Origin of the sequence: Burkholderia sp. KBS0801, from assembly GCF_005937855.2 — a bacterium.
Classification (GTDB): Bacteria; Pseudomonadota; Gammaproteobacteria; order Burkholderiales; family Burkholderiaceae; genus Burkholderia; species Burkholderia ambifaria.
On record NZ_CP042177.1, the window covers coordinates 134,610 to 147,987 of the forward strand.

At 68.9% G+C, this 13,378-nt stretch carries 13 protein-coding genes; 7 read left to right on the forward strand and 6 right to left on the reverse strand.

Features of this window, described 5'->3' with window-relative positions:
• Nucleotides 1-17: 17 nt before the first annotated feature.
• Nucleotides 18-1,670 carry an acyl-CoA dehydrogenase family protein gene (locus FFI87_RS00625; protein WP_138846889.1) on the reverse strand — a complete coding sequence of 551 codons (1,653 nt, stop codon included), beginning with the start codon at nucleotides 1,668-1,670 and terminating at the stop codon, nucleotides 18-20.
• Nucleotides 1,671-1,789: 119 nt separating this feature from the next.
• Between FFI87_RS00625 and FFI87_RS00630 the strand changes: the two genes are divergently transcribed.
• From FFI87_RS00630 to FFI87_RS00645, 4 genes are all read left to right on the forward strand, one after another.
• Nucleotides 1,790-2,458, forward strand: a complete 669-nt coding sequence (locus FFI87_RS00630; RefSeq protein WP_138846888.1) for a TetR/AcrR family transcriptional regulator — start codon at nucleotides 1,790-1,792, stop codon at nucleotides 2,456-2,458.
• Nucleotides 2,459-2,691: 233 nt separating this feature from the next.
• On the forward strand, nucleotides 2,692-3,846 hold the full coding sequence (locus FFI87_RS00635; protein WP_138846887.1) for a pyridoxal phosphate-dependent aminotransferase: 1,155 nt from the start codon (nucleotides 2,692-2,694) through the stop codon (nucleotides 3,844-3,846).
• Between the two features lie 115 nt (nucleotides 3,847-3,961).
• On the forward strand, nucleotides 3,962-4,750 hold the full coding sequence (locus FFI87_RS00640; RefSeq protein WP_012362778.1) for an ABC transporter substrate-binding protein: 789 nt from the start codon (nucleotides 3,962-3,964) through the stop codon (nucleotides 4,748-4,750).
• Nucleotides 4,751-4,763: 13 nt separating this feature from the next.
• Nucleotides 4,764-6,194 (forward strand): FAD-binding oxidoreductase, encoded by a 1,431-nt coding sequence (locus tag FFI87_RS00645; protein ID WP_138846886.1) that lies wholly within the window; start codon nucleotides 4,764-4,766, stop codon nucleotides 6,192-6,194.
• Nucleotides 6,195-6,220: 26 nt separating this feature from the next.
• Here FFI87_RS00645 and FFI87_RS00650 read toward each other — a convergent pair whose 3' ends face one another.
• From FFI87_RS00650 to FFI87_RS34740, 3 genes are all read right to left on the reverse strand, one after another.
• On the reverse strand, nucleotides 6,221-6,793 hold the full coding sequence (locus FFI87_RS00650; RefSeq protein ID WP_138846885.1) for a PadR family transcriptional regulator: 573 nt from the start codon (nucleotides 6,791-6,793) through the stop codon (nucleotides 6,221-6,223).
• 68 nt (nucleotides 6,794-6,861) lie between these two features.
• Nucleotides 6,862-7,293, reverse strand: coding sequence for a Cd(II)/Pb(II)-responsive transcriptional regulator (cadR, locus tag FFI87_RS00655; protein WP_012362781.1), 432 nt, complete (start codon nucleotides 7,291-7,293; stop codon nucleotides 6,862-6,864).
• A gap of 51 nt (nucleotides 7,294-7,344) precedes the next feature.
• Nucleotides 7,345-8,007, reverse strand: coding sequence for a hypothetical protein (locus tag FFI87_RS34740; protein ID WP_261378575.1), 663 nt, complete (start codon nucleotides 8,005-8,007; stop codon nucleotides 7,345-7,347).
• Here FFI87_RS34740 and FFI87_RS00660 point away from each other — a divergent pair.
• A complete protein-coding gene (locus FFI87_RS00660; protein WP_138848520.1) occupies nucleotides 7,945-10,059 on the forward strand; it encodes a heavy metal translocating P-type ATPase in 2,115 nt (704 codons plus the stop codon). The genes FFI87_RS34740 and FFI87_RS00660 overlap by 63 nt on opposite strands.
• A 10-nt stretch (nucleotides 10,060-10,069) precedes the next feature.
• On the forward strand, nucleotides 10,070-10,435 hold the full coding sequence (locus tag FFI87_RS00665; protein ID WP_138848440.1) for a zinc ribbon domain-containing protein: 366 nt from the start codon (nucleotides 10,070-10,072) through the stop codon (nucleotides 10,433-10,435).
• A 16-nt stretch (nucleotides 10,436-10,451) separates the two neighbouring features.
• On the opposite strand, the gene FFI87_RS00670 is transcribed toward FFI87_RS00665, so the two are convergent.
• Complete coding sequence (locus tag FFI87_RS00670) at nucleotides 10,452-10,931, reverse strand: GyrI-like domain-containing protein (protein WP_138848439.1); 480 nt, start codon at nucleotides 10,929-10,931, stop codon at nucleotides 10,452-10,454.
• Nucleotides 10,932-11,356: 425 nt separating this feature from the next.
• Between FFI87_RS00670 and FFI87_RS00675 the strand changes: the two genes are divergently transcribed.
• Nucleotides 11,357-12,820 carry a mechanosensitive ion channel gene (locus tag FFI87_RS00675; protein ID WP_011655639.1) on the forward strand — a complete coding sequence of 488 codons (1,464 nt, stop codon included), beginning with the start codon at nucleotides 11,357-11,359 and terminating at the stop codon, nucleotides 12,818-12,820.
• 37 nt (nucleotides 12,821-12,857) lie between these two features.
• On the opposite strand, the gene FFI87_RS00680 is transcribed toward FFI87_RS00675, so the two are convergent.
• Nucleotides 12,858-13,109 (reverse strand): hypothetical protein, encoded by a 252-nt coding sequence (locus tag FFI87_RS00680; RefSeq protein WP_138848438.1) that lies wholly within the window; start codon nucleotides 13,107-13,109, stop codon nucleotides 12,858-12,860.
• Nucleotides 13,110-13,378 lie beyond the last annotated feature (269 nt).

Sequence of the window (13,378 nt, forward strand, 5' to 3'; positions counted from 1 at the left end):
GGGTGAGCGGGCCGGCGTCAGGCCGGGTACGCGCGCTGCAGCAGCGCGGCGACGTCGATCGCATGCGGATCGAAGCCGCCCGCGATGCGGCCCCAATCGGGCGCGGCGAGCCGCGTCGCGACGAACGCGTCGGCGACCGCCGCCGGCGCATCGCGGCGCAGCAGGCACGCCTGGGCGACGAGCGCGAGCCGTTGCGCGAACACGCGGCCCGACGCCTCGAGCGTGTCGGCCGGCGCCGCGAGCATCGCGCGCAGCGCATCGAGCGCCGCGCGGATGCGCGGTTCGCCCGCGCCGAGGTCGGCTAGTTCGGCGAGCAGCGCCGCGGCCGCGTCGGGTTCGCGCGACACCGCGCGCAGCACGTCGAGGCACATCACGTTGCCGGAGCCTTCCCAGATCGAGTTGACCGGCGCTTCGCGGAACAGCCGCGCGATCGGGCCGTCGTCGACGTAGCCGTTGCCGCCGAACACTTCCATCACCTCGCCGGTCAGCTCGACCGCGCGCTTGCAGACCCAGAACTTCGCGGCGGGCGTGACGATCCGTTTCCACGCGCGTTCGCGCGGCGAGTCGTCGCGCTCGAACGCGTCGGCGAGCCGCATCGCGAGCGCGAGCGCGGCCTCGCTTTCGAGCGCGAGATCGGCGAGCACGGTGCGCATCAGCGGCTGCTCGGCGAGCGCGCGGCCGAACGCATGGCGCTGGCGCGTGTACGCGATCGCCTGCACGACGCCCTGGCGCAGCATCGCCGCGCTGCCGAGCACGCAGCTCAGCCGCGTGTAGGTGGCCATCTCGATGATGGTCGGAATGCCGCGGCCTTCGTCGCCGAGCATGATGCCCCACGCGTCGTTCAGCTCGATCTCGCTGCTCGAGTTGCTGCGGTTGCCGACCTTGTTCTTCAGCCGCTGGATCTCGACCGCGTTCTTCGTGCCGTCCGGCCGCCAGCGCGGCACGTAGAAGCACGACGGGCCGCCGGCCTCGGTGCGCGCGACGACCAGGTGCGCGTCGCACATCGGCGCGGAGAAGAACCACTTGTGGCCGCGCAGCCGGTATTCGCCGCCGCGCCCGCCCGCGCCGACCGCGGTCGCGAGCGTCGTGTTCGCGCGCACGTCGGAGCCGCCCTGTTTCTCGGTCATCCCCATGCCGAACCAGATCGAGCGCTTGTCGGCGACCGGCACGTCGCGCGGATCGTAGTCGTCGCTGTACAGCTTGTCGCGCAGCAGGTTCCACAGCGCGGGCTCCTTCTGCAGCACCGGAATCGCGGCCTGCGTCATCGTCGCCGGGCACAGCGTGCCGGCCTCGATCTGGCCGTGCAGGTAGAAGCCGGCGGCGCTCGCGGCCCAGCGGCCGGGGCGCGTATCGCGGAACGGGAGCGACACGAAGCCTTCGTTGCGGTACAGGCCGAGCAGCGTGTGCCAGGCCGGATGGAAGTCGACGCGGTCGATGCGCCGGCCGCGCCGGTCGAACGCGTTCAGCTCCGGCGTGTGGCGGTTCGCTTCGTCGGCGAGGCGTGCGGTGTCGGCGCTGCCGAGCCGCGCGCCGTATGCGTCGAGTCGCGGCACGGCCCAGTTGGCGCCCGCTCGGGCCAGCGCGTCGCGCAGCGCGATGTCGGTGGCGAAGAGGTTATAGTCGACCAGTTCGTCGAACTGGTTCGTGACGGCATGGTTCGATTCGGTCATCGGGCTGTCTCCGGTCTCGTGCTTCGCGGTCTGCCGCGCGGGTGCCGTGCCACTGGCGATCGCGCGCCAGCGCCGGCTTCCGGTCAAACGTCTATCCGCTGAATTTCAGAGTAGCAAATATGCCGCCGCGACATGTTCAGGTTCCGGCGCCGCCCGGCCAGCCGGCGGCGCAACCCGCGCCCGCGTTGCGCCGCCGGCCGCGCCAGTCGCGCGCGCAGGCCACGTCCGACGCGCTCCTGCAGGCCTTCGTTCAGCTTTTGCTCGAGCGCGGCTACGCGAAGGCGACGATCCGCGAGATCGCGGCCGTCGCGGGCGTGAGCATCGGCACCTTCTACGAATACTTCGGCGACAAGCAGAGCCTCGCCGCGCTGTGCATCCACCGGCGCGTGCAGGCGCTGGCCGACCGGCTGCGCGACGCGGCGCACGGCTTGGCCGGCGTGCCGCGCGCCGAACTCGCGGCCGCGCTGGTGGATGTGCAGGTCGACGCGATCGGCGCCGACGCCGCGCTGTGGAGCGCTTTCTTCGCGCTGGAGCGGCAGGTGTCGCCGCTCGCTGCGTACCGCCGGCATTACGACGCGTATGTCGCGCTGTGGCGCGACGCGTTCGCGCAGGCCGCCGATCCGCCGCCGGCCGCGCGGCTCGACGGGATCGCACGGATGGCACATACGATCTGCTACGGCGGCGTGTCGCAGGCGCTGCTCACGCTCGGGCCCTCGCTCGATTTCGCCGCATTGCGCGCCGAGCTTCAGGCCGTGCTGCGCGCCTATCTGGCGGCAGCGGACGAGTGACGCCCGCTGCGGCCGCACGGCCCTACGGGTAATGCCTGATTCGCATGCACGGCCGGCGGCACGAACGTGGCGTCGCGCCTTTCTGATGCAGGGCCATGAGAAAAATGCATGGCCTCCATGACGAACTTTCGGTTGTCCGCGGTTATTGGCTCGGGCTAAATCATCCCGCATGAGCCGGGCCGCGCGCGTTGCGTTGCGCGGGCCAGCCCGAAGGGACATCAGAAGGAGGAGTCATGCGAAGCGCCACCACGCCCCGTTCGAAACTGCCGGACGTCGGGACGACGATCTTCACGGTGATCGGCCAGCTCGCCGCGCAGCACGATGCGCTGAACCTGTCGCAGGGCGCGCCGAATTTCGCGCCCGATCCGGCGCTCGTCGAGGGCGTCGCGCGCGCGATGCGCGACGGCCACAACCAGTACGCGCCGATGGCCGGCCTCGCGTCGCTGCGCGAGCGGCTCGCCGAAAAGACCGAGGTGCTGTACGGCGCGCGCTACGACCCCGGCACCGAGATCACGGTGATCGCGAGCGCGAGCGAAGGGCTCTACGCGGCGATCAGCGCGCTCGTGCATCCGGGCGACGAGGTGATCTATTTCGAGCCCTCGTTCGACAGCTATGCGCCTATCGTGCGGATGCAGGGCGCGACGCCGGTCGCGATCAAGCTGTCGTCCGGGCATTTCCGCGTGAACTGGGACGAAGTGGCCGCGGCGATCACGCCGCGCACGCGGATGATCATCGTCAACACGCCGCACAACCCGACCGCGACGGTGTTTTCCGCCGACGATCTCGAACGGCTCGCGCAGCTCACGCGCGATACCGACATCGTGGTGTTGTCCGACGAAGTCTACGAGCACGTCGTGTTCGACGGCGCGCAGCACCAGAGCGTCGCGCGTCATCGCGAGCTGGCCGAGCGCAGCGTGATCGTGTCGTCGTTCGGCAAGTCGTTCCACGTGACGGGCTGGCGGGTCGGCCATTGCCTCGCGCCGGCGGAGCTGATGGGCGAGATCCGCAAGGTGCACCAGTTCATGGTGTTCTCGGCCGATACGCCGATGCAGGTCGCGTTCGCGGAGATCCTCGCGCGGCCGGAAAGCTATCTCGGCCTGTCGGCGTTCTACCAGGCCAAGCGCGACCTGCTCGCGCGCGAGCTGGCCGATTCGCGCTTCGAGCTGCTGTCGAGCGAAGGCTCGTTCTTCATGCTCGCGCGGTTCCGGCACTTCTCCGACGAGCGCGACAGCGACTTCGTGCTGCGCCTGATCCGCGATGCGCGCGTCGCGACGATTCCGCTGTCGGCGTTCTATGCCGACGGCACCGACGCGGGCGTGATTCGCCTCAGTTTCTCGAAGGACGACGCGACGCTGATCGAAGGCGCGCGGCGGTTGCGGTCGCTGTAAATCGCGGGCGCGAGCCCGCACCCAAGCAGGCGACATGTACGTCGCACCGATGGCCACGGATGGGACCGGAGCACGCGCCGAAGCGCGGCGCCGGTCGACAAGTCAGGAGATCACGATGAAGCACGGACACACCCTGAAACTCGCGTTTGCACTCGCATGCGCGCTCGGCGCCGGTGCGGCGTTCGCCGACGGCCAGACCCTGCGTTTCGGCCTGGAGGCGCAATACCCGCCGTTCGAATCGAAGGCGCCGAACGGCGACCTGCAGGGCTTCGACATCGACGTCGGCAATGCCGTCTGCCAGAGCGCGAAGCTGTCGTGCAAGTGGGTCGAGACGTCGTTCGACGGATTGATTCCCGCGCTCAAGGGCCGCAAGTTCGACGCGATCAACTCGGCAATGAATGCGACCGAACAGCGGCGCCAGGCGATCGACTTCACGACGATCATCTACCGCGTGCCGACGCAACTGATCGCGCGCACCGGCAGCGGCCTGCTGCCGACGCCGGAATCGCTGAAGGGCAAGCGCGTCGGCGTGCTGCAGGCGTCGATCCAGGAAACCTACGCGAAGGCGCACTGGGAGCCGGCCGGCGTGTCGGTCGTCGCGTACCAGGACCAGAACCAGGCGTATGCGGATCTCGTGGCGGGTCGCGTCGACGCGACGCTGGTGCTGGCGCCGGCCGGCCAGCGCGGCTTCCTGTCGCGTCCGGATGGCAAGGGCTTCTCGTTCGTCGGTCAGCCGGTGCGCGACGACAAGATTCTCGGCAGCGGGATCGCGTTCGGCCTGCGCAAGGGCGACGACGCGCTGAAGGCGAAGCTCGATGCGGCGATCGACAAGCTGAAGGCGGACGGCACGGTGAAGTCGCTCGGCCAGAAGTACTTCGGCGACATCGACATTTCCACCCGGTAAGCGGGCGCGCGCGATGCAGAGCCTGGATACGGCTGCGACGAAAGGCAGTCACGGCGCGGCGCCGCTGGCGGACGACGCGCTCGAGGCGGCGCTCGTCGCCGGCCTGGGCGACGCACTCGTCACGCGTGCGGCCGACATCGATCCGCACTACTTCACCGCATACAACGAGCCGGCCGGCGTGCGACCGCGCGCGCTGGTGCGGCCGCGCAGCGTCGACGACGTGTCGCGCACGCTTGCGCTATGCACGCGGCTCGGGCAGCCGGTCGTGCCGCAGGGCGGCCTCACCGGGCTCGCGCGCGGTGCGGTCGCGCTGGGCGGCGAGGTCGTGCTGTCACTGGAACGTTTCGCCGGCGTCGAAGCGATCGACGCGGCGGCAGGGACGATGACGGTGCGCGCCGGGACGCCGCTGCAGACAGTGCAGGAAGCGGCGGACGCGGCGGGTTTCACGTTCGGTGTGGATCTCGGCGCGCGGGGTTCGTGCCAGATCGGCGGCATGCTCGCGACCAACGCGGGCGGCACGCGCGCGATCCGCTACGGCATGATGCGCGAGCAGGTGCTCGGGCTCGAGGCGGTGCTGGCCGACGGTACCGTGGTGTCGTCGATGAACCGGATGCTGAAGAACAACGCGGGTTACGACCTGAAGCAGCTGTTCATCGGCAGCGAAGGCACGCTCGGCGTCGTCACGCGCGCGGTGCTGCGGCTGCATCCCAAGCTCGGCGCGCCGGCCACCGCACTCTGCCGGGTGCACGGCTACGACGCCGTCGTCGCGTTGTGGAACCGCATGCGCGCACTACCGGAGATCGTCAGTTTCGAGGCGATGTGGCCGGCTTTCTACGACTACGTGGCGAGTCATACGCCCGGCGTCGTCGCGCCGTTCGCGGGCGACGGCAGCTTCGCGGTGCTGATCGAGTGCGCGACGAGCGCTCCGCGCGGCGATGCGCGTGAGGCACTGGAAACCGCGCTCGAGGATGCGATCGACATGGCGTTGGTGGACGATGCCGCGCTCGCGACCTCGGAGCGGCAGGCGCGTGACCTGTGGACCTTGCGCGAGGGCCTCGCCATCGATGCGCTGCCGCATCTGGTGAACTTCGACGTGAGCCTGCCGACCGGCGAACTCGGCATGTTCGCCGAGCGCTGCGAAGGGGCATTGCGCGCGCTTTGGCCCGACATCGTGTGTTTGTTCTTCGGCCACGTCGGTGACGGCAATGTGCATATCGGCGTATCGCTTGCAGGCATGCGCGACTCGGACGCCGACGCGATCGATCGGTGCGTGTATGCGGTTGTCCGCGAGATGGGCGGCTCGGTGTCGGCGGAGCACGGCATCGGCATGCTCAAGCGAGCCTATCTCGGCCACACGCGCGGCGAAGCGGAAATCGGCCTGATGCGGCGCCTGAAGGCCGCGCTCGATCCGGCAGGCCTGCTCAATCCCGGCAAGGTGCTTTGAGCGGCGCGAGCCGACGGTGACGCGCGTCAGCCGTCAACCCAGCGCAGCGCGCCGATCTTCAGGTGTTCGACGACGCTGCGGGCCCAGTCGAGCTCCGCGTTGAGCAGCACGAGCGCATGCTCGTTCTGCAGCAGGAACAGGCGCGGCACCTGATCGTTCTGCGCGGCGTTGCGCAACGACTCGAGACGTTCGCGCTCAGCTTCGAGCGCGGCGATGCGGCGCTCGAGTTGGTGGCGTGCGTCCTCCGCGTCGAGCAGCGGCAGGAATGCAAGGCCGGCGCCGAACGCCGGAAACTCGCGCGCGGGCTCGGCGAGCAGCGCATGCAGCCACGCCTGGCCGGCCGTGTGCCCGGCCTCGGTCAGCGTGTACAGCGTGCGCTCGGGAAACGCGCCATCGCGCTCGGTGTCGTGCACGGCGATCAGCCCGTCGCGCAGCAGACGGTCGATCGTCTGGTAGAGGCTCGTGCGCTGCCTCACGTTGACGACTTCGTCGTAGCCGCGCGCCTTCAGCTGCTGCAGCATCCCGTACGGATGCATCGGCGTTTCGGTGAGTGTCGCGAGGACCGCGAGCGCGAGCGGAGACGGGCGGCTCGATGTCATGAATAGTTATGTTATGGCTAGTAATAATATGACTAGTATTAACTAGACCATCATATTCCACAAGGGTTTCAGCCGAGGTGCGAGCGCTTCGCGGCCGGCGCGACGGTTTCCATCGTCGCAAGACCGTGCACGATTCCGCAATCCTCCACCGAATGTTCGCCGACGCACTGGCGGCGCAATTCGGTGAGCTGGTCGCGCAGATGCGTCAGTTCGGCGAGGCGCGCATCGACGTGGCCGATGTGCTCGTCGAGCAGCGTGTTGACCGAATCGCACGGGTCGGCCGGGCTGTCGGTGAGCTGCAGCAGCGTGCGGATTTCGTCGTGCGCCATGTCGAGCGCGCGGCAGTTGCGGATGAAGCGCAGCCGTTCGACGTGCACGTCGGTGTAGTTGCGGTAGTTCGCATCGGTGCGCTCCGCATCGGGCATCAGCCCCTCGCGCTCGTAGAAACGGATCGTTTCGGGCGTGCAGCGGGCCGCCTTGGCCAATTCGCCGATCTTCATGGCTTTCTCCGTTGCAAGGGTTGACCTTGTAGTGGCTTCAGGGTGTTAACTCTACACCGTCAAGCCATAGAGGAGGTTGTCATGACCGACGCGCAGCGTCCCCACGACCCACGACACCGTCATGCCGGCGGCGCCGCGACCTGCAGCGCCGACGCGCGCGACACGCAGGCGGCGACCGTTGCCGATGCGGGGCCGGCGGCCGGCGAGCACGCGCATGGCGACGCGGCAGCGCGCGGCGCGCAGCCGGATGGATGCGGTCACAACCATGACCACGATCACGCATCGGCGCATGGCACGGGGCATGATCACGGCGATCAGGCGGACCATGCGCACGGCGACGCGGCAGCGCGCGGCGCGCAGCCGCGTGGATGCGGTCACCACCATGACGACGATCACGCATCCGCGCGCGACCACGGCGACCACGCCGACCATGCGGCGCATGACCATGCTGGTCACGACCACGACCACGACCACGACCACGACCACGACCACGACCACGACCACGACCACGACCACGACCACGACCACGACCACGACCACGACCACGACCACGCCGCCGGCGCCTGCTGCGCGCCTGCCGCGCTGACGCTCGCGCCGCTGCCGGTCGCGCGGGCGACCGCATCGGGTCACGTGCGCTCCGCGTTCCGGATCATGCAGATGGACTGCCCGACCGAGGAAACGCTGATCCGCAAGAAGCTCGGCGGGATGCAGCAAGTGTCGGCGCTCGAATTCAACCTGATGCAGCGGATGCTGACCGTCGAACACGTGCCGGGCGCGCAGCCCGCGATCGAAAGCGCGATCCGCACGCTCGGGATGACGCCGGAGGCCGCTGCGGCCGACGCGCCGGCGACGCCCGTCGCGCCGCCGCCCGCGAAGCCGTGGTGGCCGCTCGCGCTGGCCGGCGTCGCCGCGATCGCATCCGAGGCCGTGAGCTGGGCCGGCCTGCCGGTGTGGCTGTCGGCCGTGCTGGCGCTCGCGGCCGTGCTCGCGTGCGGGCTGACCACCTACAAGAAGGGCTGGATCGCGATCCGCAACGGCAACCTGAACATCAACGCGCTGATGAGCATCGCGGTGACGGGCGCGATGGCGATCGGCCAGTGGCCGGAAGCCGCGATGGTGATGGTGCTGTTCACGATCGCCGAGCTGATCGAGGCGAAGTCGCTCGACCGCGCGCGCAATGCGATCCAGGGGCTGATGCAGCTCGCGCCGGACACCGCGACCGTGCAGGGCGCCGACGGCACGTGGCGCACGATCGAGGCCGCGCAGGTCGCGCTCGGCGCGGTCGTGCGCGTGAAGCCGGGCGAGCGGATCGGGCTGGACGGCGAAGTCGTCGCGGGCCGCTCGACGGTGAACCAGGCGCCGATCACCGGCGAGAGCCTGCCGGTCGACAAGACGGCAGGCGATGCGGTGTACGCGGGCACGATCAACGAGGCCGGTTCGTTCGACTATCGCGTGACGGCGGTTGCCGCCAACTCGACGCTCGCGCGGATCATCCACGCGGTCGAGCAAGCGCAGGGCGCGAAGGCGCCGACGCAGCGCTTCGTCGACCAGTTCGCCCGCGTCTATACGCCGATCGTGTTCGCGATCGCGCTGCTGGTGGCGGTGGCGCCGCCGCTCGTGGTGGGCGGCGCGTGGCATGACTGGATCTACCGCGCGCTGGTGCTGCTCGTGATCGCGTGCCCGTGCGCATTGGTGATCTCGACGCCGGTGACGATCGTGTCGGGGCTCGCGGCCGCGGCACGGCGCGGGATACTCGTGAAGGGCGGCGTGTATCTGGAAGAAGGCCGCAAGCTCGCGTGGCTCGCGCTCGACAAGACCGGCACGATCACGCACGGCAAGCCGGTGCAGACCGATTTCGACCTGCATGCAACGGACGTCGACGCCGCACGCATACGCCACCTCGGCGCGAGCCTCGCGGCGCGCTCCGATCACCCGGTGTCGCAGGCGATCGCCGTGGCGGCCCGCGACGCGCAGACGGCGGCGTTCGCCGAGGTGGACGCGTTCGAAGCGCTTGTCGGGCGCGGCGTGCGCGGCACCATCGACGGCGCACGCTACTGGCTCGGCAACCACCGGCTCGTCGAGGAGCTCGAACGCTGCTCGCCCGCGCTGGAGGCGAAGCTCGACGCGCTCGAGCGGCAGGGCAAGAGCGTCGTGATGCTGGTCGACGATACGCGCGTGCTCGGCATCTTCGCGGTGGCCGACACGATCAAGGACACCAGCCGCGCGGCGATCGCCGACCTGCACGCGCTCGGCATCCGCACCGCGATGCTGACCGGCGACAACCCGCACACCGCGCAGGCGATCGCGCAGCAGGCCGGCATCGACGATGCGCGCGGCAACCAGTTGCCCGAGGACAAGCTCGCGGCGGTCGAGGAGCTGTCGGCGGGCGGCGCGGGCGCGGTCGGGATGGTCGGCGACGGGATCAACGACGCACCGGCGCTCGCGCGTGCCGACATCGGCTTCGCGATGGGCGCGATGGGCACCGACACGGCGATCGAGACGGCCGACGTCGCGCTGATGGACGACGACCTGCGCAAGATTCCCGCGTTCGTGCGGCTGTCGCGCGCGACGCACCGTGTGCTGGTGCAGAACATCGGCTTCGCGCTCGGCGTGAAGATCGTATTCCTCGGCCTCACGGTCGCCGGGCTCGGCACGATGTGGATGGCCGTGTTCGCCGACGCGGGCGCGAGCCTGATCGTCGTCGGCAACGGGTTGCGGCTGCTGTCGAAAACAGGTGTGTTCGACAGCGCGCAGACGCAGCGATGAGGTGCCGGTGATGAGCTTTCTGAAACGGATCCTGAGCGGCCACGGGCGTGGTCATGCCGGCGGACACGGTGATGGCGGCCATGGCGGCGGGCATCACGGCGGAGCGGGCCGGGAAGGCCACGGCGGCCACGAAGCGCGCGGCCGTGATCGTCACGGCTGGGGGCGGCAGCCGTCGGCCGATGCGCAACGCGGCCCGGGCGGTAACGTGCCGCTGCGCCAGCTCGCCTGCGCGGGCTGCGGCGCGATCAACGCGGCGGATGCGCGTTTCTGCGCGCAGTGCGGCGCATCGCAGCGCGGCACCGCGTGCAGCCGCTGCCACGCGGCGCTGGCCGCCGACGCGCGCTTCTGTCCGAACTGCGGGACGCAGGCCGGGTAACGCTCCAGCCCGCCGATCAACGCAGCGGCAAATGAATCTCGGTGCGCAAGTCGGCCGGCGCCGCATCCATCGGCGTATTCAGATACAGCTCGAACGGCGGCGCGTCGGCGGCTTCGCGGCCCGCCTGACGCAGCCAGTCGCCGTACAGCCACTGGTAAGCCGCCTTCAGGTTCGCGTAGGGTCCCGTATGCAGCAGCACCGCGTACTCGCCAGCCGCGACCGTCACGCGCTCGACGGGCGGCGCCGGCTCGACGTCCGGCGCGCCGTCGGCCGGCACGAAGCACGCTTTCGCGCGCAACTGCGCTTGCGGCGTGGTATCGGGATCGTCGTAGAAGATTCCGATCATCTTCGCGCCGGGGCCGATCAGCCCGTGCTGCCCGACCCACGCGCCGATCTGTCCGAACGCGTCGCCGATCTTCAGGTACGCGCCTGTATGCGCCACCGCATAACCGCGCAGTTCCGGCAGCCGCCGGATCTCGACTTTATGCGTGAACATGTCTTCCTCTCCTCTTTGTAACGGATAAATCGGCCGGTGGATTCGCCCCGTCGCACCATCCGCACGACCGACTTGCCGCACAGCGCGCGACGCGTTGCGTGTCGCATTGCGGAGCCCACGCCACTGCCCCGGCTTTCATCTCGACGCTCCCGCGTGCATCCCCGGCACGAATCGACGCCACGGTAGCACGCTGCCAATCGATGAATCTTGCGGAAATACGTAGGACCACCAAATCCGCCCCTTTTTATTTCGAACAAATTGGGTCTCGTCCCCGTCGATCTTGTCTAAAGTTAAAGACGGTGAAATCGGGTGAACGTGTCATTTTTCTCGGGTAAGTTGGTCGGGCCGCACTGCACGGTTTTCGAAGTACGCAGGTAGTTCGTCGATGTTCAATGGCAACGCCACGTTTTTCGGGAGAACAAGAAATGGATGCTTCCAGCTTCATCACGTCGCTGCAGACCACGCTAGGCGGATACCTGCCCAAGATCGCCGGTGCGATCGGCATCCTGGTGATCGGCTGGCTGATCGCCGTGGTGGTGCGGGCCGGCACGCTCCGGCTGCTCAACGCGCTGAAGGTCGATCAGCGGATCACCGAAAGCACCGGCCAGGGCGCACGCGTCGAGCGGATCATCGCCGGCGGCCTGTTCTGGCTCGTGCTGCTCGTCACCGCGGTGGGCATCTTCAACGTGCTCAATCTCTACGCGGTATCCAATCCGTTCTCGCTGCTGGTCACGCACATCGTCAACTACCTGCCGAATCTGATCGGCGGCGCGGCGCTGACGCTGATCGCATGGTTGATCGCGTCGCTGCTGCGCAGCCTCGCGAACCGCGCGCTGCGAGCGAGCAAGGTCGACGACAAGCTGTCCGAAAGCGCGGGCATGCAGCCGATGAGCGGCTATCTCGGCGACGTGCTGTTCTGGCTCGTGATCCTGATGTTCCTGCCGGCGATTCTCGGGTCGTTCGCGCTGTCCGGCCTGCTCTCGCCGGTGCAGGGGATGGTCGACAAGCTGCTCGCGATCGTGCCGAACCTGTTCGCGGCCGCGGTGATCGGCGTCGTCGGCTGGATCGTCGCGCGCGTGCTGCGCGGCCTCGTGACGAACCTGCTGGTTGCCGCCGGCGCCGACCGCCTCACCGCGAGTCTCGACAGCCCGACGCCGGTGCGCGTGTCGAGCCTGGTCGGCACGATCGTCTACGTGTTCGTGTTCGTGCCGACGCTGATCTCCGCGCTCGACGCGCTGAAGATCGACGCGATCTCGATTCCCGCCACCAACATGCTGAACCAGTTTCTCGGCGCGGTGCCGGACATCGTCGCGGCGATCGTGATCGTGCTGGTCACGTACTATTTCGCGCGCTTCGTCGCGTCGCTCGCGCAGCGGCTGCTGGAAGCCGCCGGCGTCGACGGGCTGCCGGCCATGCTCGGCGTCGAGCGCGTGTTCTCGGGGATCCTGCAGCCGTCAGTGCTGGTCGCGCGGCTGATCGTGTTCTTCGCGATGCTGTTCGCGGCGGTCGAGGCCGCGAACCGGCTCGGCTTCACGCAGGTGCGCGACGTCGTCACGCTGTTCATCGAATTCGGCGGCCACGTGCTGATGGGCGGCGTGATCCTCGTGATCGGCGTGTGGCTCGCGGGCCTCGCGCGCCGCGTGATCGAGCAGGCCGATCGCGAACACAGCGTGCTGTTCGCGCGGATCGCGCAATTCGCGATCCTCGGCCTTGTGTTCGCGATGGGGCTGCGCGCGATGGGCATCGCCAACGAGATCGTGCAGCTCGCGTTCGGCCTCGTGCTCGGCGCGATCGCGGTGGCGGTTGCGCTGTCGTTTGGCCTCGGCGGCCGCGAAGCGGCCGGCAAGCTGCTCGACCGCTGGTTCAACCAGCGCGGCGGCGGCCAGTAAGGTGGGCCCGGCCGCCGAGCGCGGCCGGGCGCGATGCTCAACGTAACCGCGGGCGCTCGTCGCCGCTGCGTGCAGCGTGGCGGCGCCTTCGGTTCGTCACGTAACGCCACGCGTACCAAACGAGCAACCCCGCCAGCGTGATTGCCAGCACGTTCAGGAACGATATCGTCAGCCAGAACGCATCGTAGAAGCGTCCGGTGTCATCGCCGTGCAGTTCGTACAGATCTTCGATCCATTGCGCGACCCAATTCGGGTAAGTCGGGAAGTACGCGGCGTTGTGCGTCCACACATATTGGTAGAGAAGGGTCGCGGCGATCAGCCAGACAGTCAGCGTAACGCTTCGCTTGAACCTGCCGACCCAAGCCGGCCCGCATCATCGGCGTCGGCCTCTGTGATGCGACGGTCGCGACCGCTTCGCTTGCCGACGGCACGAGACCGTAGGGTTTCCGTCAGCGAAACACCCGCCCTCATCTTTGCCGAATTTCGATAACACGTCCTTTAATGACTCTCTAGCATCGATTCTCAGTCGCGCGGGCCGGCAGGCCGGCGCCTTTCAGG